This window comes from Vibrio vulnificus CMCP6, from assembly GCF_000039765.1.
Taxonomy (GTDB): domain Bacteria; phylum Pseudomonadota; class Gammaproteobacteria; order Enterobacterales; family Vibrionaceae; genus Vibrio; species Vibrio vulnificus_B.
In genome coordinates this window covers 1,599,696-1,623,798 of record NC_004460.2, presented here as the reverse complement: position 1 = coordinate 1,623,798, position 24,103 = coordinate 1,599,696, and the positions used below count along the sequence as shown (strand labels likewise).

Below are 24,103 nucleotides of genomic sequence, written 5' to 3'. Positions count from 1 at the left end.
AAAAATGTCCCTAAACCTACTAGCTTGTCAGAAATAAACATGCGGCACTTTTTAATCACAATATTTTTATCAACATTTTCCTTTTATTCATACTCTTGTGATAAATCACCAATCATGCCTTTGGTTGAAAGCTCTTCGGTCTCCTACGTTTTTGAAGGTATAGATACAGAAAGTGGTGAAAACATATTGAGGTACTACTACATTTTTTCAGATGGCGACCAACTGATCTTCGAGAATCAATATTGTCTGATGAACAACTACGACATCCACTATTCTTCAAGTTCTTTATCGTTCAATAAGGTCAAATCGAGAACCAATACAATAATCAACGAAATAAAGAACAAGCATAATTTGGTCATTAATACCGATTTCTTCCCAACATGGTTCAAAAACAGCAATGAACTCGACGGAATGATTGAAGCTAAATTTGATACTTTAGAGGTGCAAGGAACAAAGGAACGTTACGAAAATGCCATATTAGATGAAACCATCAACTTATACATAGGTATCGGCGGTCAGCATTGATGCTTAAAAACTTAGATTTAACTCATTGCTTAAGCACAAGACTCTATATAACCATATGAAAAGTAATATGAACCTTCTTATATTGGTTGTTTTGATGGCGAGTAGCACTTCAGCTAAAAGTGACACAGATAGCGAAGTGTTCGAGACACAAGCACCATTTTTAATAGAAGCCATTGTCAACACACCTTATTCAGCGGTTGTTAGACACACTAATGTCGACGTTATCAACGAATCTGATACTGGCTCTATAACCCAGTTTGTTTATGAAGCTGAAGTTATTGAGACACTTCGCGGCAAACAACATAAACGGATTCGATATACGCTCTATGTTGAACAAGATGAGGATGTGACTTTAGATACCACTCCCGTCATCATTACCCTGTGTTCTGACAATGATGAATATTACTGGCCAGGAGTAGGTGCACAATTTAGCGCTGCCATCTCCTTCGTTCAGGCAGCCAAAAACAGTGCGTCACAAGTGGACAAGCATCAATCGCATTTTGCTTTCTGCGACGTCAACTGATGGTTTTCGCCTTTATGAAATACAAAAAGCGCCCCTTTCGGAGCGCTTTCGTTATTTTTGGCTAGGGCCGATTATTCCCAATCAAGGATCACTTTGCCTGACATGCCGCTGCGCATGATGTCGAAGCCTTGCTGGAAATCATCCACTTTGAAGTGGTGAGTGATAATTGGTGTTAGGTCAAGGCCAGATTGAATCAAGCTTGCCATCTTGTACCAAGTTTCAAACATTTCACGGCCATAGATACCTTTGATCACCAAGCCTTTGAAGATCACTTGGTTCCAATCGATGCCCATGTCTGATGGTGGAATGCCAAGCAGTGCAATGCGGCCACCGTGGTTCATGGTTTTCAGCATTGAGTTGAATGCTGATGGGTTGCCCGACATTTCCAGGCCCACATCGAAGCCTTCTGTCATGCCTAGCTCTGCCATCACATCGTCAAGTTTCTGCTCGGCAACGTTCACCGCGCGAGTCACACCCATTTTGCGTGCGAGGTCTAGACGGTATTCGTTCACATCGGTGATCACGACGTGGCGCGCACCAACGTGCTTCGCGACCGCAGCCGCCATAATGCCGATTGGGCCAGCGCCGGTGATCAGTACATCTTCACCAACCAGATCGAACGACAGTGCAGTGTGTACTGCGTTGCCAAACGGGTCGAAGATAGACGCAAGATCATCAGAGATGTTTGCAGGGATTTTAAAGGCGTTGAACGCTGGGATCACAAGGTATTCAGAGAAACAACCTGTGCGGTTTACGCCCACACCAATGGTGTTGCGGCACAAGTGCGTGCGGCCACCACGGCAGTTACGACAGTGGCCACAAGTGATGTGACCTTCGCCAGAAACGCGGTCACCGATCTCAAAACCACGAACTTCTTGGCCAATGCCAACCACTTCACCCACGTATTCATGGCCAACCACCATAGGTACTGGGATGGTTTTTTGTGACCATTCGTCCCAGTTGTAGATGTGTACGTCGGTACCACAAATCGCGGTTTTCTTAATTTTGATCAGCAGATCGTTGTGGCCAAGAACAGGCTTGTCCACTTCGGTCATCCAAATGCCTTCTTCTGGCTTTAGCTTTGATAGTGCTTTGATTTTCATAATTTAGCCTTAAATAAAGGTACTAGGTACTAGGTACTAGGTACTAGAATCCTAGATGATACCCATGTCTTTGCCCACTTCGATGAAGGCATCGATCGCGCGGTCTAGTTGCTCGCGTGAGTGCGCCGCAGACATTTGCGTACGAATACGTGCTTGGCCTTTTGGTACCACAGGGAAAGAGAAACCAATGACGTAGATGCCTTTTGCAAGGGCACGCTCAGCAAACTCTGCGGCCACTTTGGCATCGCCTAGCATGATTGGAATGATAGCGTGATCGGCACCACCCATGGTGAAGCCAGCCGCTTCCATACGCGTGCGGAAGTGCGCTGCGTTTTCCCATAGACGCTCACGTAGATCGCCACTTTCTTGTAGCAAATCCAATACGCGAATTGAGGCGGCAACAATGGCAGGTGCCACTGAGTTTGAGAATAGGTATGGACGAGAACGCTGACGTAACCAGTCGATCACTTCTGCTTTTGCGGATGTGTAACCGCCTGATGCGCCACCCATCGCTTTGCCAAGCGTACCAGTGATGATGTCGATGCGATCCATCACGTTATGATACTCGTGCGTGCCTGCGCCGTTTTTGCCCATAAAACCGACGGCGTGAGAGTCATCCACCATCACAAGCGCGTTGTATTTGTCCGCAAGGTCACAAATTGCTGGTAGGTTCGCAACCACACCATCCATTGAGAACACGCCGTCAGTGACGATCAATTTGTGGCGAGCGCCAGCGGCATCCGCTGCGATCAATTGCTCTTCTAGCTCGGCCATGTTGTTGTTTGAGTAGCGGAAACGCATTGCTTTACATAGGCGCACACCGTCGATGATAGAAGCGTGGTTTAGTGCGTCAGAGATGATCGCGTCTTCTTTGTCCAGCAAGGTTTCAAATAGGCCCGCGTTGGCATCGAAACAAGAGGTGTAAAGGATGGTGTCTTCTTTACCTAGGAATTGAGAAAGCTTTTGCTCTAGCTCTTTATGGATGTCTTGTGTACCACAGATAAAGCGCACAGACGCCATACCAAAACCGTGGCCGTCCATGCCCTCTTTTGCCGCTTCAATCAGCGCAGGGTGGTTCGCCAAACCTAGGTAGTTGTTGGCACAGAAGTTCAACACTTCTTCGCCACTGGCAATCTTAACGGCTGCTTGCTGGTGAGAAGTAATAATACGTTCAGATTTGTAGAGACCTTCCGCTTTCACATCTTCAAGTTGATCGCGAATTTGCTGGTAAAATGCAGACGACATGGAGAATTTCCTTCCAGTTTGATTGGCCAACCTTGAGGTCGGCTGATTATAGGGCAGCCTTTATGTGACAAGGGTCACAGGCGAATGCGCGTTATTACTTTCAAGTGTAATCCATGGCAGAGAAAACGATTATCCCAGTATTTGGAAAAGCATTAGTGAATTTCAGGCACAAATGAAATTTGTCCCCCCTCCTCCATTCCATCCTAAATAGAAAACGGAAGCACTTGGCTTCCGTTTTCATTGTTAACGCTAAGAGGTATTAGGTTCTGTTGACCTAAAAATTAAAGCGTTGCATGCCTGCCCCTGGTGCGAGCATTTTCTCGGCGATGTATTTGTGCACTGCCGTGGTGGGATGCGTCACGCCCCAGAATACGTATTTGTCTGAGCTGTGAGTGGCACAATCGTTGGTCAAGCTGTGGCTGTATAGGTAGTCCGCAGAAGAGGCACGATTGATGTTCAAACAAGCGTCGCTGGCGTTTACAAAACCATGTTGCTGTGGGTTTTGCGTCAGTTGTTCAAACAGGCCATGTGTATCGTAAAGGGTGATGTTGTAACCCTGAATGATGTAGAAGGCCGCTTGTGCTTTGATGAACTCGTTGAACTCGACGATCTTCGCGCGCACTTTCTCTATTTCCGCTTGAGTGGAGTATTTGAACTGTGGCGCTTTGGTTGCATCAGGCAAGGTCATCAGCATGATGTTCTTCGCCCCTGCGTCAGTGAGTTTGATCAGCGCGGTGCTGAAATCGGCTTTCACATCCACCACTTCGCGGTTGTAGTTCATGAAGTCGTTCAAGCCAAACTCCAGTGTGAACAAGGTGTTTTCTGGCTTGTAGTTTTTCGCCATTTTGGCGTACGTGAGGTAAGAAAGAACCTGATCTTTCACGCCAGTTAGCGCCACGTATTGGTTGGAACCGGCCGCGCCACCCACTGCCCAGTTATAGAGAGGCAGTTTCTTCGCCTGCGCGATGTATTCCGTCCAAACAAAACCGTTAGAGAAATGGCCAAGGAACCAGGTATCTGGGTTCGGGAAGCGCCACTGCGCCGCGTTGAAGATGTTGCCGGTATCAGAGAGGCTGTCACCGAATGCGACAATCTTGTTGATTTGATCGGCTTGCATCACCGGATCATTGGTCCAAATGGTGTGGTTGTATGACCAACGGTTGTCCGCAGCAAAATAAGTAATGTCTGCGGCATCGTGCGTGACGCCTAGCGTCTCTTCACAACGTTGCTTAATCACGTTTTGTGATGTGTTGGTGTAGAACATGTTTTTCAGGCGAACCGAGCTCCACCAGTAACCGTCGATGGTAAAGTAGCTACCGTCCGGATTTTCAGCCCATTCCCAATCGGTCGCCGATTCGTCATGAGAGTTGCCCGTTCGATACCAACAACGTACATAAGTATACGTTTCTTTGCTTTGCGTACTGAACACCTGTGCTGAAGTGATCGCTTCAGGAGAGAGAGCTGGCTCATCCGCCACTGCAGATGTGAAGGGCAACAGAGCACCCAACAGAATAGTTATCTTCTTCATAGAACTATCTTCTTATGTTTTGATTATTAATCACCAGTTGAGAGAATTTCTCACTGGGAACCTTCTCATTTTGAGTACAAACTCTACCAAGTCAACTAACTAAGTATTCAATTTTACAAAACTGGTACCAAAGTCAAAAAGCATTCATGGGATTTATAGCGCCATAATTTATAAATTTAGAATAATTACTCACTCACAATAATTTAACATTCACTTTCTTGTAATTAAGTTTTTGCTTTATAAGCATTTTGACCGAACAAATCATGTTCACTCGTTCTGTTTAATCGGTGACAACCTGTTCATTATCTGTTCTATATGATGCGATTTTTTTGGCATTTTATAACCAAGCGTTATAGCTAAGTAACGCAATTGAAAACACACAAAGTGACTTTTCATTGCGCATTTACGCATAAATAACCAGCTCAAAAGGAATAGAGCAAATGCATTACACAACAACAAAAGCTTCCGGGATTTTATCCCTCACTGCCCTTGCTGCAGCCATCATGACGTCCACATCGGCGCACGCAGTTCCGCCGATGGCCTTCGACGAAAGTGATCTTCCCACCAAATACATTGTGAAATTTAAGGAAGGCAGTAACGCTCGCTCAGCAATGACTCATAACCGCTTCTTTGCGCCAAACATGGTTCGTGAAGCGGTGTTGGATAAAGTCAAAGCACGAAAAGTCGAAAGGCTTGGCAATCAAGCCATTTATAGCGTTGAAATCGACAACTCAGAACTCAGTGAACTGAGAAGCCACACGGATGTGGAATATGTCGAAGTGGATCCACCACGCTATTTACTCAGTGAAACGACGCCTTGGGGTTATGGCGCGGTCAACGCCCAATTGTTGATGGACAGTGACGCTGGCAATCGCACCGTTTGTATCATCGATTCAGGCTACGATTTAAGCCACAATGACTTAAGCGGTAACCGCGTCAATGGCAGCAACGACAGTGGCACAGGATCATGGAGCGATCCGGGTAACAACAACGCCCACGGCACCCACGTTGCTGGCACCATCGCAGCGATTGCCAACAATGAAGGCGTGAAAGGCATTATGCCGAATCAAAACGTCAATCTGCACATTGTGAAGGTGTTTAACGAATCAGGCTGGGGATACTCTTCGAGCTTGGTGAAGGCGATTCAAACTTGTGCTGACAACGGCGCGAATGTTGTGAACATGAGCCTTGGTGGTAGCCAATCTAGCCGCACGGAAGAAAATGCCCTGAAGACGATTTACGATCAAGGCGTATTATTGATTGCTGCGGCAGGTAACTCGGGCAATACCGCTCACAGCTACCCGGCTTCTTACGATTCTGTCATGTCCGTTGCGGCGGTGGACAGCAACAACGACCACGCGGCGTTTTCTCAAGCCACTAACCAAGTAGAAATTGCTGCGCCAGGTGTGGCGATTCTTTCAACTGTCACCGTGGGTGAAGGGGTGCTTTCCGATATTTCACTCAATGGCAGCAGCTACTTTGACCGTGGTGTGGTGCCACATAATCGCCTCATTGTTAGCGGCAGCAATTATGTGCCAGCCCCCGTGGCAGGCAATGTTACCGCAGCGCTCGCCTCTTGTGACATCTCTTCCGGCCAATATGTGTGTGGCGATATGAGTGGCAAAATCTGTTTGACTGAGCGTATCGACAATCAAACCGCTTCCGCTCGTCCAGAAATCAACGCAGTGAAAGCGTGTCACGATGCAGGGGCCAGCGCGGCGATTGTCTACAGTAATTCAGCATTGCCGGGCTTGCAGAATCCATTTGTGCTCGATAACAACGACAGCTACCGCATGGTCTCGATGACGGTTGATCGCACATTGGGTCTGGAGCTGGCGAACGTGGTTGGTCAAGCGGTGACGGTTTCCACCACCACAGGCCGCGATTACGAGTACTACAATGGCACGTCAATGGCGACGCCACACGTGACCGGCGTTGCGGGCTTGGTTTGGAGCTTCCACCCAACTTGTACTGCGCAGCAAGTGCGTAAGGCGTTAACTGCAACGGCAACCGATATCGATGTCGCAGGACGTGACAACCGCACAGGCTATGGCTTGATCAATGCAGATGCAGCCAAAGCGTACCTAGATGCCGGCTGTAATGGCCCAGTAGGTACAGATGGAGATACATACACCAACAGCAATGTGGTGTCGATCCCTGACAATTCGCGTGCGGGTGTCATCAGCGTTTTGGATGTAGCGCGCTCTGGCGATGCTGGTGTGGTTAGCATCGATTTGGATATCAGCCACACTTACATTGGCGATCTTAAGGTCACACTCACCTCACCAACTGGTGGAGAAGTGGTGCTGCACAACAACTCTGGCGGTTCAGCGAATGATATTCGTCAAAGCTACCAAGTGGATTTCAGCGGTTTTGAATCTCAAGGTGTTTGGGAACTAAAAGCAGTAGACAGTGCCAGAAGAGACACAGGGACGATTAATAGCTGGACATTAACCTTCCAGTAAGGAGTCATGATGAAGAAGTTCACCGCAAAAACGACCGCGATGACGACAACGATTCTCGCCCTCTCCATTGCCGCAGGGTATTCCTTCGCCAATAACAAGGGGTTTCCTGTCGATGGTCAAAACGAAGCGTTCTCCACTCAACAACCGCCAAGGTACTTTGTTAAGTATCAGGCAGGCAAAGAGAGCGAGGTCCGTGAGCTTCTTCGCTCGCTCAAGATCGAAGTGGTGGATGCCTTGGTCAAACAACGTGTGTTGGTGGTGTCCGGTAGTCAAGAGCAAATGGATCAACTGGCTCAAAGCGAATGGATAGACTACACCGAACAAGAGCCTGTTAGGCAGTTGTATACCCAGTAATCGAGCTCATTGAGCCAAACAAAAACGCCCCAGCATGTTGGCAATGTAGTTCACTTAAGAGGAGCTGCTTTGCGATTAACAGGATATCGGGTCTTTGATATTTTTACCGCCCTAGGCCGATTTGGCTTAGGGCGTTTGTCTATAAAAAGGATGGATAAGTCTCCGCGCAGACTTTTTAGACGCTTCGGTGTATTACCTGGAGATACCGCTTTGCTCATTACTTTCAGTTGACTAGCGATGAACTGACAAGCGTATTTAAAACTGATTTCATTGGCCATTCGACCATGTGCTACGGCCGCTTGACTGGCTTCTCGTCTTACCAAGTTATAACCAAGCAACAGCCCCCATAACTCTTGATAGACAAGCTCGACCGTCTTACTCCTCAGCACTAACGCGTTGTGCTGCATCGAACTTTTTATGTCTCTGTACCCTAACTCAATTTCCCATCTCTCATGGTAAAGCTCGGCTACTGATTCCGCATCGTACTCTTCCCTAGGCAAAGACGTAAACACTGTTTTGTGCTTACCTTGTACTTGATAAGTAACGGCTCTGACTTGCCATTTTTCAGGTAGGTTAGGATTTTTCTTGCGAGCCTGTGGAGAGACTTTCATTTCTACCAACATGTCGTCGCTCTCTTCATCGTCCAGAAGTCTGAATTTCACCCCTTTCTTCGCTGGTAACAACCAATGCCTGTTGGAGCCACTATTTTGGAGAGAAAGAAGTAAGTCTGCGCCATAAAACCCCTTATCTAGTAAAGTCAATGAGTTATCAGGTAGAGAGTCAATAAAGGGCATTGCAAGCGGTATTTCACCACGACGATAGGGGCTTATAGCTGCGTCTACAATGACATGTGAGCGAACATTCATCATGGTCACCACCCTGAGTACTGGATGAGGTGTCTGCCTCTCGCTGGATGTATTACCTGACCCAAAATGTTCTCTTAGTTCTGATGTATCAGCGGTTCGAAAAAGAGCCCCATCAATAGCGAAGACTTGTAAGCCTTGCCAAGTATCCTCGGGGTAACGCTCTAGACCCCATGTGTGACTGCATTGTCTAAACAACCATTCTGGAGCAGCTTTACCAAGGCGTTGCCTTGCTTGCGTTAAAGCACTTTTAGCTAGCAGTTCCTCATCGGCTAAGCCCTCGGCACAGACATTCATTCGCCGTGCGACTTCTGCAATAGACTCATTGCGGAAAAACGCCATTCCAACAATAAGCCAAAGAACCATATCACTAGGTAAACGACGTCGACGAATTGTCGCTTTATCGGAAAGTGTTGCCGCTTTAGCAACCCACTCATCAGGAATATGCTCGGAGAAGGTGGTGAGCTGAGCGACATCAACAGGACTCTCTTCAAGAAAGTCAGCAAAATAGTTTTGGATAGACATAAAAAATCGGAAACCTATAAACAGGTTTCCGATTGTCTCTCATCAGAAGGATCGGTCAACCGATCCTTATCTGATCTACATTGCCAGCATGTTGGGGCGTTTCGTCTATTGTTGGCCACTGCTTATGGTTCGCGGCCATTTATTGCGCCTGTCATATTTGTGCCCACCATGGAGGGTCACTGCGCGATGGCTTGTTCTCTTTCCACATTATCTTGGCTGTTTTCAGCAAGCCAGTAGAGCCAAATCATCATTAGGCATAGAGCGAAACAGAGCCCAAATAACCAGTTTGAGTTCAGCGAATCGATCACCATACCGCCAACCAATGGGGACACCGCAAAACCCAACGAATAAAGCGCTGATGCGCCAAAATAGGAGCCGCGCAAATGCGCCGGTGCCAAGCGGTCAATCTGCACATTCAAGGTTGGGAAGGCAATCACTTCGCCTAAGCTCATCACAAAACAAGCCAGAGCCCAACCCCAAGGTAAATCCGCGGGTGTGAGCATAAATCCGATTTGTGCCAACGCCATCAACATCATGCCAATGCGCGTACGCAAAAAGAGCGGCACGTGCTCTAGCCATTTCAACATCGGAAACTGGAAAATGATGATGGTCAACGTGTTCACCAGCACCAATCCGGCCACCAGCGTTGCCGCATCGGTAATGTCCGAACGTACGATAACCTGCGGGATAGACGATTCCAACTGGGCATAGACAAACATCATCAAGAAGTTGGCAATCATCAATTTAACAAAGATGGCATCGCGACTGATGACCTTCATCGTGGCACGGAAGTTAGGCAACAAAGAGGGATCGGGCTTGGTAAAGGTCTGTTTGCGTTCAATGCCAAAAAACAGCCACACGGTGTAAACCAAATACGTCACACCTGTGATGTAGAAAAGATGTTGTGGTGAGCTCAAACCAATCGTCACCCCCAACAGCGGGCCAATCGCACCACCTAGGTTGAGTAAAAAGTAACGAATGTTCAGCGCCAGTTCGCGGTCTTTCACGTTGGCAAGATTATCGCCAATCACCGCTTTGGCGGGTGCTTCGATCATCGGCCGCATTAGGCCCGTCACCAGCATCAGAAAGTAGAAGTGCCACAATTGATCCGCTAAGGCAATGCCAGTGTACGCCGCAGACGCCACCAAACTGCCGATCACCATCACCCACTTGCGGCCAAACTTATCGGACAAATAGCCCGAATAGAGTCCTGTCACCGCGCCAACAATCGCCGAGCCAGCCAGCATGCCACCGATTTGCGCCGCACTGGCGTTGTAATCTTGGTATAGGAAAACAATTAAAAATGGCCACGCCATAAAGTAACTGGTGCGCGCCAACAAAGTCCCACTGAGCACCGTCCAGATGGAAAAATTAAAACGCCTTATTCTCTCTCTTTGAAATAAACTTTCTCTCTCCATACGCCTAGCCTCTCTCGTCCGTTTTTCTGTTTTTTTTCTTTTTCAAGTTTGTGTCAACCTGCCCATCACAGTCCCCATCGCAAGCGTTGAAAGCGCGCCCTTTCGCAATCGGTTGCTGATCACAATTTGGCCAGTATAGAGAGCTAAGTCACAATATGTAACCCCATTGTTAAAATTATTTTTCCCTCTTATACCGCGAGCTAACGCGCTGCCCAAAATGCGTTTTTTTAACAAAGCAAACGTGAACTGTTGCGCGCGAAAACAGGCGGATTTCTGTTACACTGCCAAGCCAAATGGTGTTGTAAAAGAAGCGCATTCTCATGGTTAACCCGAAACTCATCGCCCTCCTGCCCGATCTTGCCAGTTTTATCTTGGTGGTGAATGAGGGCAGTTTTACCGCCGCAGCAAAAAAGCTCGATGTGACCCCTTCCGCGTTAAGCAAGTTGATCACCCGCTTAGAACAGGCATTGCAGGTGAAATTGTTTGAACGCACCACGCGCAAATTGCTCATCACTCAGGCGGGACAAAAGGTGTATGACCAAAGTATTGCGATGGTGAATGCCGCTCAGCAAGCGATTGAGATTTCTGCCTCTGACCACAGCGAACCGGCAGGAGCTTTAACCGTGGCGGCACCTGAAGCGTTTTTGAATTCCGTGTTGCAACCCTTTGTGGTGCCCTTTTTGCAGCAGTACCCGAATATCCAACTCAAACTGCGCGCCGCAGACGGCGAGATTGATCTGTTCCGCGACAATATTGACGTGGCGTTTAAACTGACCGACAAACCAGATGAAAATTTGGTGCTCAAAGAGCTAAGTAAAACCCATCTGGTTTTGTGCGCCTCTCCGGATTACCTAGCGCAGCGCGGCATGCCCACCCACCCGACCGAACTCACCGAGCATGACTGCTTGTATCTGGCGGAAAACGACAAAGACAACCTGTGGTCATTCTTTAAAGATGAAGCGTTTTATTCGGTAGCCGTTTCTGGTCGCTATGCCGTTAACCATTCGCAAATGCGCCTCAACGGCGTCAAACAAGGGCTCGGCATCGGCATCTTCCATGATTTTGTGATTCGCGATGCGCTTGAACGCGGTGAAGTGGTTAAGGTGTTGGACGATTGGATGATCAAAAGTAATTATCACGGCGCGATTGCCATGCAATATCCGCAAACCAAATACATGCCCGCTCGTTTGCGCGTGTTTATCGATTTTATTAACCAGAAATTGGTGTTGTGATGCTGAAAACCGTTCATCATGTCGCGATTATTTGTTCCGACTACCCTCGCTCAAAGCAGTTCTACAGTGAACTGTTGGGGCTGACGATCATTGCAGAAAATTACCGCGAGGCGCGAGACTCTTATAAGCTTGATCTGGCGCTGCCTTGTGGTACGCAGATCGAACTGTTTAGTTTTCCTAATGCGCCAGAGCGGCCCAGTTTCCCCGAAGCGCAAGGGTTAAGGCATTTGGCGTTTGTGGTGGATGACATTGTGCAAGTGAAAGACTATTTAGAAAGCCACGATGTGCTGGTCGAGCCGATCCGGATCGATGAATTTACCGGTAAGCAGTACACCTTTTTCGCCGACCCTGATGGCCTGCCGTTGGAGTTGTACCAACAGTAGCTTTACCAACGATAGCGTTATCGCGCTAACCAAGGTGATTTGGGCGCGAGTACCCAAATCACCTAAGAACGCGTTCTGCGATCTATTTAAAACGCGCTATTCAAACCTCTCTATTTCAAATAGATCGATTCAAATCGCTCGATTCAAACCACTCGATTCAAACTAATGGGCTTAACGGCTAGCTAAACACAGTTTTCAAACGTTCAACACGATTAAACAGCAGCCAATCAAGCAGCAGTGCCACCGCAATGCTTGCGCCCGCCAGCGGGAAGAGCATACCGATCACCACGAGCGTGACCAACGCAGTTTTCCACACGCCATCGCTGGCAAATTTTGCGGGCACGCCCAGCTTACCCTGACCAACAGGGCGACGAAGCCACCATATGATTCCCCCTGTCACGGCAATCACCACAAAGCCCAAACACAATAACGCGTTGGCCACTTTATTGAACACACTGATGTCCCCTTGGTGCAGCGCAATCCCTGCGGCCATGGCCTTGGCGACGAGGTTGTAATCTTCCCATGTCACATCAGCCAATAACGCGCCACTGTATTGATCAAAATGGCTGGTGCGATCCTGCGTTGGGTCGATAATGTCACCGCTCATGGTGTTGGCAGAAAGGGTAAAGACGCCTGTCTCTGAGCGAGGAAAATTGAGTTTGTAGTGGGTAAATCCTAACTCACGCGCTTTGCTCACCATGACATCAATGCCAATGTTTTCCATCATGGCGTGATACTCTGAATCCGCCATGTTGCTGTGATCGTGAGAGGCTGGCAGTGGCGTTTGTTCCAAATTCCACGGCATTTCTTCTTCGCTGCCATGGTTCAGATCTTGGTGTGTGAGGGTAGAAAGCGGCACATCGTCCCATTTCTGCGCAGGAAAGCTACTCCAAGGTTGCACAAACTTGCCTCCCCAAATGCCTGCCCACGCCAAGCCGGAAAGCAAGAAAAAGAGCAGAATAATGCTGGTTAGCCCACCGAGATTGGCGTGCAGATCTCGCATCATCACGCGCTTGCCTGAGTTCAAACGCAAGCGCAAAAAGCCCGCACGGCTGGCATTATCTCGTGGCCACCACAAGTAAATCCCCGTCACCAGTAACAAAATAGACAAACTGGCTGCCACTTCGATGAGGTAATCGCCATACTCACCGATCAGCAGTTCACCGTGAATATCATTCGCCAATTGGTACCAACTGTCGCTGCGATCAATCGTGCCAAGCACCGCGCCAGTGTAGGGATCCACCGTAACAAAGCGGGAGGTGCCGTCGGCAAACTTGACGTTAAAACGGTTAGCTAAATCTGCCTGTTTCGCAGGCACAAATTGGGTAACGGTACCCTCTGGATAACGCGCTTGCACGTTGGCCAGCTGAACCGATGGCAATACCTCATGATGTTGAGGCGTAACTTGAAGAATGGATTGATAGCGAGCAAATTCGATTTCATCATCAAACAGCATCACAAGCCCAGTGACACTGAGCATCAGCATAAAGGGGATAACAAAGAGCCCGGCATAAAAATGCCAACGCCAGGTGAGAAAGTAGCGAGATTTTGCACGCGAGCTGGGTTTGGCGGTCTTAGAGTGAACGCTCAACATTTTATAAATTCCTTTTGCGAACGCTAAAAAACACCGTGACCGAAGCGGAAACAGTGCGCTTTGAGCGTGTTGACTTTACTTAAATGAGTGTTGTTTTAGGTTTTGTATTAAGTCAGCGTCGTGAAAGGAGGCGCGCGCGGAACTTGTCTTTCAAATCGTACACTTAGAGCCAAAAAAGTGTAGCTGTCTGAAATAACCAAGCTCTGTCGTGTAAGAACAAGTGCAGTTGGAAGCGAATCTTGATGGAAGGTAGAAAAATGGCTAAATGGACAAGGCTTACCACTGTGAGTGGGCACCTCTTCGCCTTCTTCTATTTGAACCAGTTCAAAGCCATTAACGGTACACAGCGTCGCCCATACGCCTGCGCTGTTACCATGAGCATTGATAACAGGCATTAGCGTGACTAATACCCAGCTTAACGCGGTCGCCACGAGCATTGAACGATGGAAAGAAGATAAACGCATCATAACCGTTGTTTAACAATTTGCTCGAAATGTTATAGCAAAGCGTTAATCCTTGCAAAATGGAGGTGAATAAGTGATTCGTTTATCACAAGAAATCACGCATTTCGTTACGATTCTCACCTCCACATTCTCTTCCTTTTAAGTTTGATCTTGCTTCCATAAAGGCTAAGCGATTGGATTTACATCGTTTTTATCTATTAAATCTATCGATAATTCCCATTAAACAAATACTGTTTATAGGGATATATTTCCCGTGGGCAGAAAAGAGCTTTTGATAACCAACTTGGCATAAATAGACAAGTAAGTTGGTGCAACGCATTGGAGAGCAACCATGCATATGTCAAAAAGCTTTTTATTAATTTCGATGGGTTTGGCGAGTATTTCGGTACACGCTCAAACGCTTACTCGTGACAATGGTGCACCCGTTGGTGACAACCAGAATTCGATAACCGCAGGGGAAAACGGCAGCGTATTGCTGCAAGACGTTCACCTGATCCAAAAACTTCAGCGTTTTGCCAGAGAACGTATTCCTGAGCGCGTAGTGCATGCTCGCGGTACAGGTGCGCATGGTGAATTCGTCGTATCTGGTGATTTCAGTGATTTAACTCTTTCTTCTCCTTTTGCTCAATCAGGAAAAGTAACCCCAGTGTTTGTACGTTTTTCTACTGTGATTCATTCCAAAGGTTCACCAGAAACTCTGCGTGATCCGCGTGGATTTGCGACAAAATTTTATACCGACCAAGGCAACTGGGATCTTGTTGGCAACAACCTACCCGTCTTTTTTATTCGTGACTCGATCAAGTTCCCTGACATGGTGCATTCATTAAAACCGTCTCCGGTCACCAATCTTCAAGATCCGAATCGTTTTTTTGATTTTTTCAGTAGCCAACCAAGCGCAACCAATATGCTGACTTGGGTTTACACCAATTTAGGCACCCCAGCGAGCTACCGCACGATGGATGGCTTTGGTGTGCACGCGTACAAATGGATCAACCGAAAAGGCGAAGTGAACTACGTTAAGTTTCACTGGAAGAGCCAACAAGGTGTGAAGAGTTTACGCCCGGCGGAAGTGACCAAAGTGCAAGGGGAAGATTTCAATCACCTGACTAACGATCTCTATACGCAGATTAACGCGGGGAACTTTCCGAAGTGGGATCTTTACGTCAAAGTGCTTTCTCCAAAAGCGTTATCAAAACTCGATTACAACGGTCTAGACGCCACCAAGGTTTGGTTGGATGTGCCTGAGAAAAAGGTTGGCACCATGACGCTCAATCGTGTACCCGATAATTTCTTTTTAGAGACAGAACAATCTGCCTTTGCGCCATCCAATATTATTCCTGGTATTGAACCTTCAGAAGATCGCCTGCTTCAAGGTCGCTTGTTTGCTTATGCCGATACGCAGTTGTATCGCCTTGGTGCCAACTTGTTCCAGTTGCCCGTCAACAGCCCGAAAAGCCCAGTGGCCAATCACAACCAAGATGGCCCAAGCAACAACTCTACTGGTTTAGGAAATGTCGATAGCTTAGACGTGAATTACGAGCCTAGCCGTTTGGTTAATCTGACCGTGGATAAACAAGCGAGAGCAGTAGAAACGCCACTTTCTGGCCATGTTCAACAGCAGGCAATCCGCAATCCGCGAGATTTCTTCCAAGCCGGCGTGCTTTACCGCAGCTTGAGCGAACAAGACAAGGCGGACTTAATTCACAACCTGTCTGGCGATTTAAACAAGGTAAACGATGCCGAAGTCAAAGCCATCATGGTGAGCTACTTCTACCGTGCAGACAAAGAGTATGGCACTCGTCTAGCCAAAGCGACTGACGTCAATTTAAAACAAGTCACTAAACTGGCGTCGATGTAAAAAGTTTTGGCCCATAGAAGAAAATTCTGCTCTTTTCTGCCCCGAAAAACAGGGCTTCTATGGGCCAAATTTGCTCAATGGAGAGACACCAATGAAGCGATTTACTCACATTATTTTGTTTTGCTCACTGACGATCTATTCCACCTTTGCGATTTCGAGCGAAACTGACACAGTCCAAGAAGATCTTTATCAATCCCTCATCGGTTTATTTTTTGATGCCACTAGAATAGGTAATGGCGAAGTCATCAATGAGTTTTTGGATGCCGGTTTTCCGATTAACCAACGGAATTACCAAAGCTATACCGCATTGATGGTCGCAGCCTATCAAGGCCAACGAGAGATTGTTCAACTGTTGTTGGCAAGGGGTGCCAATGCTTGTTTACAGGACAAGAGAGGCAATACCGCGCTGATGGGGGCGTTACTCAAACGTGAAATTGGTATTGCTAAGGATCTTTATCAAGCAGACTGCCCCAGCGATTTGCTCAACAAAGCGGGACTGGATTTGAAACAATTTGCCGAAATATACGGTCAATCTGAAGTGCTAAAATCGCTAGCGAAACAATAACCTATAACATCTATTTCCTCTGGAGGAAAATAATGAATAAACACACCTTACTTGCTGCCATTTTGCTTTATTCGACCTCTTCATTTGCGCAGAGTTTGAGCGTTGACATGAAGGACTTATCCAGCAATCAAACACTCGGCACCGTGACCATCAGTTCAAGTGACTACGGAACGGTGTTTACTCCTGATCTTAAGGGGCTACCTAGTGGCCTGCACGGTTTTCATCTCCACGCCAATGGAAGCTGTGAGAGCAGCAACAAAGACGGCAAAGTGGTATTAGGAGGGGCGGCTGGTGGACACTATGATCCGCAAAATAGTGGCAAACACGGCTATCCATGGACAGAAGACAATCACCTTGGCGATCTACCAGCACTGTTTGCTGATGCATCAGGTAACGCGTCACAGCCAGTGCTTGCCCCTCGTGTTGCGTTAAAAGATGTCCAAGGCCGCGCTCTGATGATCCATGCTGGGGCTGACAATCACTCTGATCACCCAATGCCTCTGGGCGGCGGCGGTGCCAGAATTGTGTGTGGTGTGATCAAATAACCCAGCCTTAGCCTCCCAACATGGCCCTTAGATTCTTCTAGGCTCAGGGAATCTTAGGAGCCAAAACAACAAAGCCGCCTTTGAGTAGTCAGGCGGCTTTTATTGCTAAAACGGATTCACATTATGGTAAGCGTAGTGCTGACTTACTCAATATCGAGATTGGCAGATCGGCTTAACCAAACAATTTGCCCCAAATGCTGGTTTTCTTCTTCTCGTGGTATTCTTTACGCAACTCATCCACTTCAACCAGAGCTTGCTTGGCAGCTTCAAGATTTCCCTGTTCAAGCTCACCATTCACTTTATCAAGCGCCACTGTCAGCTTGTTAAAACCTTCATGATACAAGTCGTTTTTCTCCGGTGCGTATTCGCCGGTTTTTGAGTTTTCCACCAGCGAGCGCAATTGGTTAACAGCCGCTTGCATAGACTCAATATCCTGAGCTTCCGCAGCTTGACGAAATTCCAACTTCATCTCTTTCATGTTGGCTTTTAAATCCACTTTGCTTTCTTGGTTGGCCAAGCCAGTAAAAGAGACCATCACCAATGCTGAGCCTAACAATACTTTACTTAACTTCATTACTTCTCCGAGTTTTGTTGTCTTTATTTTTCCGCAGCAAGTGTACTCTATGAAGTCTGAAAATAGGGTAAAGAAATTGTAAAGATCACTGACGTAATGACGCCAACTCGTCGATAGGCCCCCTGCCCCTTAACTCAAGAAAATCGAGAAATTGCGATGGGCTATGTGTAATCACACGATGTGAATCAATACCGACGGAGTCCAGTAGCTCGCTAGCGAGATCCAACTTGCCAACATCCTGACAAAAGTGTGCATCACTGCCCGTGGTAAAATAGACGCCAAGGGCTTTGCCTACGCGTGCAATCTCGTAGCAACGCTCCACACTGCCGACTCGGCTGTGCCCTTTCAGAGTGGAGTTATTGATCTCAATGGCCACGTTATGATCTTTGGCACAGTGCAGTACGGCATGAAAATCAAAGTCAAAATGGGGATTACCTAAATGCCCTAATGCATCGATTCGGCCACCTTGAATCACATTGAGCAATGCTTGGGTGTGCGCTTCTTTGTTGGACGGCGCAAAAACAGGCTCGTGGAAACTGGCGATCGCCCAATCCAAGTTGGGGTCTACGCTAAGAGGGAGGTCAATCTCGCCTTCGGTATTGAGAATATTGGCTTCCACGCCACGTAAAATCGCCACGCCTTCGAGGAAACGAGGCAATACACGCTGGTTGGCGAAAAACCAATAGTGAGGCGCGCCTGGCATGGATTCTGCGTGGTCGGTGGTACAAAACATGGCCAAGCCGTTTTCTTTTGCGCTACGCGCATTTTCAATCAGCGTGCTATAGGCGTGGCCACTGGCATAAGTATGACTGTGCGTGTCGATCTTCAGTTCCATTTCACTTCTCTAATTCACTTAATCGGATTGACATCGACATTGTACGACACTTCGTAGTGCAACGATCTGATGTGAAATAAGTTTACTCTTCACTCAGCGCTTTTATCAGGGGCAGCGCCTTTTCCCAACCATGATTGAACATGGAAACAAAATCGCTGTGCGTGGTGATCGTCACCATCAACAGCAGTTTGTCATCCTTGGGGCGCAGCTGATAACTTTCCGTCGAGCCAATCCATTTCATGGCAACATCGCTGTCTATGTCTTGAATATGCTCAGGGTTAAAGATGGCAACATGATGAAGTTCGATCCGCTGCTGCGGTTCAATCGCGTCAATCACCGCACGCGTGCCTCCCATGTCTGGGTCAAAGAACTTGATGTCTTCCCCTTCTTGCCAGACACCGTCAAATTGCGAGTGAGGAGAAAACGCTGTCGCCCACTGTTTATACAGTTCAAGATCCGTCAGCACTTGCCACACTTTCTCCGGTGTCGCGTCGATTTCAACATGATAATTCAATGTCAGCATACTCTAGCCTCCCTGCTTGTTTAGTTAACACGCTAGCCTATACAGGCTAAAAATCAACCAGTTATTTTTTGGCAAGCGGCATAATTTCGACAATACTTATCCAAAGTAGGCGCGATCTCTCGATTTCGCCCACAACACCGAGTGGTTGTTTGGTGACAAGGATTGAAACGAAGACGCGAACCTGGAGCGCTCATGAAGAAACAACGTTACCCGCTGAGTATTCATATCACGAGTCTGTTTTTAGTGCTGACAACGGTTGTTGGTATTGTTCTGATCACCATTAGCTATAACCACTCGCAAACCTTGTTGACCAAAAGTGCCGAAGGGTTGAGTAACGAGCACGCTCACAAACTGGAATCGGCGTTTCAAACCTCTGTGGGTCCAATTTTAACCACGTTGGATTTTATGGCCGTGAGTGCTTTTCTTGATGAATACAACAACGAGAACAAGCTAAAGCCGTGGTTAAGCGCTCTGGCCCATATTTTTGAAGAAAATCCCAATTTGGTCGCACTGTATCACGCATCTGAAAGCGGGACTTTCACCCAATATCGTATGCTGAATTCGCCCACCATCCGCCAAAGTTTTTCCGCTCCAGCGAACGCGCTTTTCCTGATTAACAATACCCATGTGGATGGCACCAATGAGTTCATCTTTCTCGACAGCCAGTTTGAACGAATCGACTACAAAAAGACCAATGACAACACATTTGATCCTCGAGTGAGACCTTGGTTTATCAACGCCGAAATGGACGGCGAGATCAGACTGACAGAGCCATATTTTTTTTACTTTCTGAAAACCAACGGGGTGACGCTTTCTCGACGCTCGGTGAATGGGCAATATGTGGTGGGAGCCGACTTCACTTTGGCCACCTTATCAAACCAGCTTGAACAGCTCGCTTATTCAGATCGAACTCGCCTTGCCTTGCTCGATAAAGAGGGACGTTTACTGGCTCAGCACCAAGTTGGCATAGACATTCAAGCCGATGTCAGCGAACAGCAACAAGCGCTTAAAACCAGTATTTTTGCCTCGCTGCTTGCTAAAGTTGGCTACCCGACCACCCTATTTGAAACCGCCACCTTCAACGGCTTGGATTGGTCAATCACCATGACGCCGGTTTTTCTCACTGACAAAGTGCAGCTTTCACTGGCGGAAGCCTCACCCACCGATGAGATCTTGGCGGATCTACTCTCGATGCGTGACAAACAGGTGCTCACGGCGATTCTTCTACTTGCCATCTGTTTTTGTGTGGTGTGGCTAGTGGCCAATCGGCTTTCAAAGCCCCTGATCAATCTTGTGTATCTGACAGACAACATCGCACGCTTTAACTTTAAGAAAACACGCTATCCTCAGAGCATGATCAAAGAGGTCTCTAACCTCACCAGCTCCATCGAGTTGATGGAACACACGCTGCACGATTTATTGCGATTATTACGTGATACTGCTGGTAATCAAGAGTTTGAAGTGTTAGCCAAAACCATTGCGCACCAAGCGTATTTGGTGACCAAAGCTGAAACCATCTTGCTCTACATTCAGTCGGAAGAAGAGAAAAAGCTGATTTTGGCCGCCAATCACGCCATCATCCCATTCAAGGTCGACATCAATGATTTCGTCAATGAAACCCCTTGGTTGATGGCACAACTCAAGGAGGGCGATACTATCCATCTTGATCGCACCACCAATGCGTTAAAACGCCATCAGGACACGATTTTTAACTCGGATATTTTTCTTTTCCCGCTCCTCAATCGTGAAAAACAATTGGTTGGCATTGTCACGGTAGGCTACGAGCGCCCACCCAGTGAAACACAGCTCGCCAAGCACGCATTCTTACGTGAGCTGCTCAGTTTTGCCGAAATCGCTAAAGACAATATTGACCAAATGCAACAACAAAAAGAGATGCTCAACGCCTTCATCGAGCTCATTGCCTCCGCGATCGATACCAAATCGCCCTACACTGGCGGGCATTGTCAACGCGTTCCACAGTTAGTGACTTGGCTGACGGAAGTGGTGGAGAAAGACAACAAATACTTCCCTAGCTTTAAGGTAAATGCCAAACAATGGGAAGAAATCAGACTAGCGGCATGGATGCACGACTGTGGCAAGGTCACCACACCAGAATACGTGGTGGATAAAGCAACAAAACTGGAAACCATTTACGATCGTATTCATGAAGTTCGTATGCGTTTTGAATTACTCAAACTGCAAGGGGAAGTGGACTATTGGCGTGCACGCAGCCAAGGGGAAGATCCCGATGCGGCAAAAGCACACCTCACGATGCTCCATCGTCAGTTGGATGACGAATTTGCTTTTGTGGCCCGTTGTAATGCGGGGGGGGAGTCAATGGCCGAAGCCGATATTGAAAAACTCAACGCGATTGCCCAGCGCCAGTGGAAGCGAACGCTTGATGATCAACTGGGCGTTTCTTGGATTGAACAGCAACGGCACCGCAACAAACCTGAATTACCCGTGATGGAGCCATTGCTGGCAGATAAAGATGTGCACAAAGTGCCATGGGAAGCAGGATTCCACCCAAGCCAACACTGGCAGCAAGCGTATGTACTCAAGCCGGGAGAGTACAAGTACGATCGTGGCGAGCTGCATAACCTGACGGTGCGCTACGGCACGCTTACGGATGAAGAGCGCTTTATCATTAATGATCACATCATCCAGACGCAGATTATGCTTAATCGCCTACCTTACCCTGAGCATTTAAAAAACATCCCTGAAATCGCCGGGGGGCACCATGAGCGAATGGATGGTAAAGGCTACCCACTCGGTCTTCATGAGGAAGAGCTCTCCGTACCCGCACGTATTATGGCCATTGCGGATGTCTTTGAAGCGCTCACCTCAGCGGATCGCCCTTACAAGAAAGGCAAGACATTAGCAGAATCGCTGGAGATCATGACCAATATGGCAACATCAGGGCACATTGATCCTAAGATCTATCTCTTGTTCCTGATCCAAAAAGTGGACCAGAAATACGCCAGCGCATTTGTTAACCGCAGCCAGTTGTCTGAGATAGACCGAGAATCGCACATTGAGCGGGTGAAAAACTACATGCGCAACCAGTTCTGATATTACGCCTGCCTCTGTTTTAGAAACGGAGGACGCGACATGATCATCGGCCACAGTACGTTGAGCATGGTGGCGAAAATGATCAATCCCAAACCGGTGATTTGCCAAAGAGAAAACGACTCATCAAAAAACAGCCATTGCCAAGCCGAGGTAAACAGTAAGTTGGTAAAAATCAATGGTGCTAACTGAGAGCCGCTGCTCGCTAACCGGTACGCTTTAGCTCTGTTCACTTGGGTATTGATGATCAAACAAGAAATCGTCAGCAAGGCGATAGCCACGGGCGCACTGAGCCAAGTTTGCAGCGTTGATGTTGCCTCTGGCGCTGCGATATCGACAAACGCCAAAACAGGCAGGAGCAACAAGGCGGCAAAACTGAATGTCCAGAAGTTAATCTCCTTGGGTGACAGCGAGCTCTTACTGGCTCGATAGAGCGTCAGTTGAGAGCCCGAGTTGAACACTCCCCCAGCCAAACCTGCCAGCAATTCGAGCCTTAATGAGAACTCCCCTTCTTTCCCTGCCAATAGTATTACGCCGACAAACGTCGCCACCAACGCCGCTATTGTCAGTTTCGACACACTAGTTTTGAAAAAGAGACGCTCAAGCAACGGCATAAACAATGGGCCTGTGGCAAAGAGCACCACGCTTTCCACCAAACTGAGATGTTGAAGCGACCAAAGGAAAAAGAGTTGGCAGAGGGCAATACACAGTGCGCGGCCGAGCAAGGGTTTCATTTCCGCCTTATTTGGCATTTTTATTTTAGTTATTCTTAACAGAGCCAATAGTAAAGCGGCTGGCAAAGCAAAGCGCAGAAAGCTAAACCATTCGATGGGAACAATATCGACTAAATATTTGGAAATCAGACCTGTCACCGATAAACTCAATGTCGACAGGAGCATATATAAGATAGATTTGTCTAATGTGTGCATTTCACTACTCCTCATTACCCGCTCATTTTAGGCGGATATGCGGGGTGAAAATAGCGAGTAATACTGACCATATCTGTAAGGAAAACTAACATGAGAAAACAAGTGCCACTCAAATCTCTCTATGCTTTTGTCGCGGTGGCGGAAACGGGCAGTATGACCGAAGCGGCCAATCTGCTTCATGTTAGCCATTCTGCAATCAGCCAAGCGGTAAAATCACTAGAAACTCAAGTCAATCGGCCACTGTTTGAAAGAGTGGGGCGGCACGTTCAGTTAAACAATCATGGTAAGAAATATTACAAACAAGTCGCGCCAGCACTAGAGCAGATCGTTAAAGCAACCGAAGAGTTGGCGCAGTCCAATGACATAGGACGAATAACTCTCAACATGGTGAACTCCCTCGCTCTGCACTGGTGGATCCCACGTTTGGATGACTTACAACAATTTGCGCCCAACTTGGATGTTCGGCTCTCCAATTTGACGGGCATTTTTCATCTTGAGCAACAAGGGGTCGACGTAGCACTGGTCCATGGTAGCCCTGATGAATGGCAAGATTACTACTGTGAAAAACTCAGTGACGATGAACTGATTCTGGTTTGTAGCCCTGAGTTACTTGCTCATCAGCCTTCTGTGCCCGAGCTGCTGGCCCAATCGCGCATCATCACCGTAACGAATGAGCGGAGAAAAAACGATTGGGATATTTGGTGCCAAGCACAGCAGTTCCCACTACCTAAAACCGATAAGCATTTGCAGTTTTTAGTTTCGGTTCAGGCGGTTCAAGCAACCATAAGACGATTGGGCGTGCTAGTGACCCATAAACTGTTCGTCAAAGATGACATTGATGCCGGGCTGCTCACGCAAGTAGGCCCGAGTGTGGTGAATCCTGATCTCGCTTTCTATTGGGTGTGCCATCCTAGCAAACTCAAAAACGAAAGTGTTTTAACGCTGCGCAATTGGATCAGGAATGACTTCATACCAAAATGAGA

Annotated in this window: 22 protein-coding genes; 11 read left to right on the top strand and 11 right to left on the bottom strand. The window is 47.6% G+C overall.

Going from position 1 to position 24,103, the window contains the following annotated elements; all coding sequences use genetic code 11:
• The first annotated feature begins 39 nt into the window (after window positions 1-39).
• Together VV1_RS22025 and VV1_RS22020 are read left to right on the top strand one after the other, a co-directional pair.
• On the top strand, window positions 40-525 hold the full coding sequence (locus tag VV1_RS22025) for a hypothetical protein (RefSeq protein WP_103186040.1): 486 nt from the start codon (window positions 40-42) through the stop codon (window positions 523-525).
• A 67-nt stretch (window positions 526-592) separates the two neighbouring features.
• Window positions 593-1,048: a hypothetical protein gene (locus VV1_RS22020; RefSeq protein WP_224635347.1), complete on the top strand. Its 456-nt coding sequence runs from the start codon at window positions 593-595 to the stop codon at window positions 1,046-1,048.
• A gap of 71 nt (window positions 1,049-1,119) precedes the next feature.
• Here VV1_RS22020 and tdh read toward each other — a convergent pair whose 3' ends face one another.
• From tdh to VV1_RS22005, 3 genes are all read right to left on the bottom strand, one after another.
• Window positions 1,120-2,151 (bottom strand): L-threonine 3-dehydrogenase, encoded by a 1,032-nt coding sequence (gene tdh, locus VV1_RS22015; protein WP_011082342.1) that lies wholly within the window; start codon window positions 2,149-2,151, stop codon window positions 1,120-1,122.
• Window positions 2,152-2,202: 51 nt separating this feature from the next.
• Window positions 2,203-3,396, bottom strand: a complete 1,194-nt coding sequence (locus VV1_RS22010; protein ID WP_011082341.1) for a glycine C-acetyltransferase — start codon at window positions 3,394-3,396, stop codon at window positions 2,203-2,205.
• A gap of 274 nt (window positions 3,397-3,670) precedes the next feature.
• Window positions 3,671-4,924 carry an SGNH/GDSL hydrolase family protein gene (locus VV1_RS22005; protein WP_011082340.1) on the bottom strand — a complete coding sequence of 418 codons (1,254 nt, stop codon included), beginning with the start codon at window positions 4,922-4,924 and terminating at the stop codon, window positions 3,671-3,673.
• Window positions 4,925-5,364: 440 nt separating this feature from the next.
• Here VV1_RS22005 and VV1_RS22000 point away from each other — a divergent pair, with 440 nt between their 5' ends.
• Both VV1_RS22000 and VV1_RS21995 read left to right on the top strand, forming a co-directional pair.
• Window positions 5,365-7,389: a S8 family serine peptidase gene (locus tag VV1_RS22000; protein WP_011082339.1), complete on the top strand. Its 2,025-nt coding sequence runs from the start codon at window positions 5,365-5,367 to the stop codon at window positions 7,387-7,389.
• Window positions 7,390-7,395: 6 nt separating this feature from the next.
• On the top strand, window positions 7,396-7,743 hold the full coding sequence (locus tag VV1_RS21995; protein WP_011082338.1) for a hypothetical protein: 348 nt from the start codon (window positions 7,396-7,398) through the stop codon (window positions 7,741-7,743).
• A 50-nt stretch (window positions 7,744-7,793) separates the two neighbouring features.
• On the opposite strand, the gene VV1_RS21990 is transcribed toward VV1_RS21995, so the two are convergent.
• Both VV1_RS21990 and VV1_RS21985 read right to left on the bottom strand, forming a co-directional pair.
• Window positions 7,794-9,131, bottom strand: a complete 1,338-nt coding sequence (locus VV1_RS21990) for an IS4-like element ISVvu3 family transposase (RefSeq protein WP_011080785.1) — start codon at window positions 9,129-9,131, stop codon at window positions 7,794-7,796.
• 176 nt (window positions 9,132-9,307) lie between these two features.
• Window positions 9,308-10,549 carry an MDR family MFS transporter gene (locus tag VV1_RS21985; RefSeq protein WP_011082337.1) on the bottom strand — a complete coding sequence of 414 codons (1,242 nt, stop codon included), beginning with the start codon at window positions 10,547-10,549 and terminating at the stop codon, window positions 9,308-9,310.
• Between the two features lie 320 nt (window positions 10,550-10,869).
• Between VV1_RS21985 and VV1_RS21980 the strand changes: the two genes are divergently transcribed.
• Window positions 10,870-11,781 carry a LysR family transcriptional regulator gene (locus VV1_RS21980; protein WP_011082336.1) on the top strand — a complete coding sequence of 304 codons (912 nt, stop codon included), beginning with the start codon at window positions 10,870-10,872 and terminating at the stop codon, window positions 11,779-11,781.
• Window positions 11,781-12,164 carry an SMU1112c/YaeR family gloxylase I-like metalloprotein gene (gene gloA2, locus VV1_RS21975; protein WP_011082335.1) on the top strand — a complete coding sequence of 128 codons (384 nt, stop codon included), beginning with the start codon at window positions 11,781-11,783 and terminating at the stop codon, window positions 12,162-12,164. The genes VV1_RS21980 and gloA2 overlap by 1 nt, the downstream gene beginning before the upstream one ends.
• A gap of 178 nt (window positions 12,165-12,342) precedes the next feature.
• Here gloA2 and VV1_RS21970 read toward each other — a convergent pair whose 3' ends face one another.
• Both VV1_RS21970 and VV1_RS21965 read right to left on the bottom strand, forming a co-directional pair.
• Window positions 12,343-13,758 (bottom strand): PepSY-associated TM helix domain-containing protein, encoded by a 1,416-nt coding sequence (locus VV1_RS21970; RefSeq protein WP_011082334.1) that lies wholly within the window; start codon window positions 13,756-13,758, stop codon window positions 12,343-12,345.
• 107 nt (window positions 13,759-13,865) lie between these two features.
• Entirely contained in the window at window positions 13,866-14,222 is a 357-nt protein-coding gene (locus VV1_RS21965; protein ID WP_015727525.1) for a hypothetical protein, read from the bottom strand.
• A 331-nt stretch (window positions 14,223-14,553) separates the two neighbouring features.
• Here VV1_RS21965 and katE1 point away from each other — a divergent pair, with 331 nt between their 5' ends.
• The 3 genes from katE1 to sodC all read left to right on the top strand — a co-directional run bounded on the left by katE1 (window position 14,554) and on the right by sodC (window position 17,190).
• Window positions 14,554-16,080 (top strand): catalase KatE1, encoded by a 1,527-nt coding sequence (gene katE1 / locus VV1_RS21960; protein ID WP_011082332.1) that lies wholly within the window; start codon window positions 14,554-14,556, stop codon window positions 16,078-16,080.
• A gap of 91 nt (window positions 16,081-16,171) precedes the next feature.
• The gene (locus tag VV1_RS21955; protein ID WP_011082331.1) at window positions 16,172-16,645 is read left to right on the top strand and encodes an ankyrin repeat domain-containing protein; all 474 of its coding nucleotides are present in this window, start codon (window positions 16,172-16,174) and stop codon (window positions 16,643-16,645) included.
• A 32-nt stretch (window positions 16,646-16,677) separates the two neighbouring features.
• Entirely contained in the window at window positions 16,678-17,190 is a 513-nt protein-coding gene (gene sodC / locus VV1_RS21950; RefSeq protein ID WP_011082330.1) for a superoxide dismutase family protein, read from the top strand.
• A 172-nt stretch (window positions 17,191-17,362) separates the two neighbouring features.
• Here the strand turns inward: sodC and VV1_RS21945 are convergent, their stop codons facing one another.
• The 3 genes from VV1_RS21945 to VV1_RS21935 all read right to left on the bottom strand — a co-directional run bounded on the left by VV1_RS21945 (window position 17,363) and on the right by VV1_RS21935 (window position 19,122).
• Window positions 17,363-17,764 carry a cytochrome b562 gene (locus tag VV1_RS21945; RefSeq protein WP_011082329.1) on the bottom strand — a complete coding sequence of 134 codons (402 nt, stop codon included), beginning with the start codon at window positions 17,762-17,764 and terminating at the stop codon, window positions 17,363-17,365.
• Between the two features lie 85 nt (window positions 17,765-17,849).
• A complete protein-coding gene (locus tag VV1_RS21940; protein ID WP_011082328.1) occupies window positions 17,850-18,599 on the bottom strand; it encodes a phosphatase in 750 nt (249 codons plus the stop codon).
• Between the two features lie 82 nt (window positions 18,600-18,681).
• Window positions 18,682-19,122: an SRPBCC family protein gene (locus VV1_RS21935; protein WP_011082327.1), complete on the bottom strand. Its 441-nt coding sequence runs from the start codon at window positions 19,120-19,122 to the stop codon at window positions 18,682-18,684.
• Between the two features lie 192 nt (window positions 19,123-19,314).
• Here VV1_RS21935 and VV1_RS21930 point away from each other — a divergent pair, with 192 nt between their 5' ends.
• Complete coding sequence (locus VV1_RS21930; protein ID WP_011082326.1) at window positions 19,315-22,194, top strand: HD domain-containing phosphohydrolase; 2,880 nt, start codon at window positions 19,315-19,317, stop codon at window positions 22,192-22,194.
• Between the two features lie 2 nt (window positions 22,195-22,196).
• Here VV1_RS21930 and VV1_RS21925 read toward each other — a convergent pair whose 3' ends face one another.
• Entirely contained in the window at window positions 22,197-23,120 is a 924-nt protein-coding gene (locus VV1_RS21925; protein ID WP_043921219.1) for a DMT family transporter, read from the bottom strand.
• Between the two features lie 90 nt (window positions 23,121-23,210).
• Between VV1_RS21925 and VV1_RS21920 the strand changes: the two genes are divergently transcribed.
• Window positions 23,211-24,101 (top strand): LysR substrate-binding domain-containing protein, encoded by an 891-nt coding sequence (locus VV1_RS21920; RefSeq protein ID WP_011082324.1) that lies wholly within the window; start codon window positions 23,211-23,213, stop codon window positions 24,099-24,101.
• Window positions 24,102-24,103: the final 2 nt, after the last annotated feature.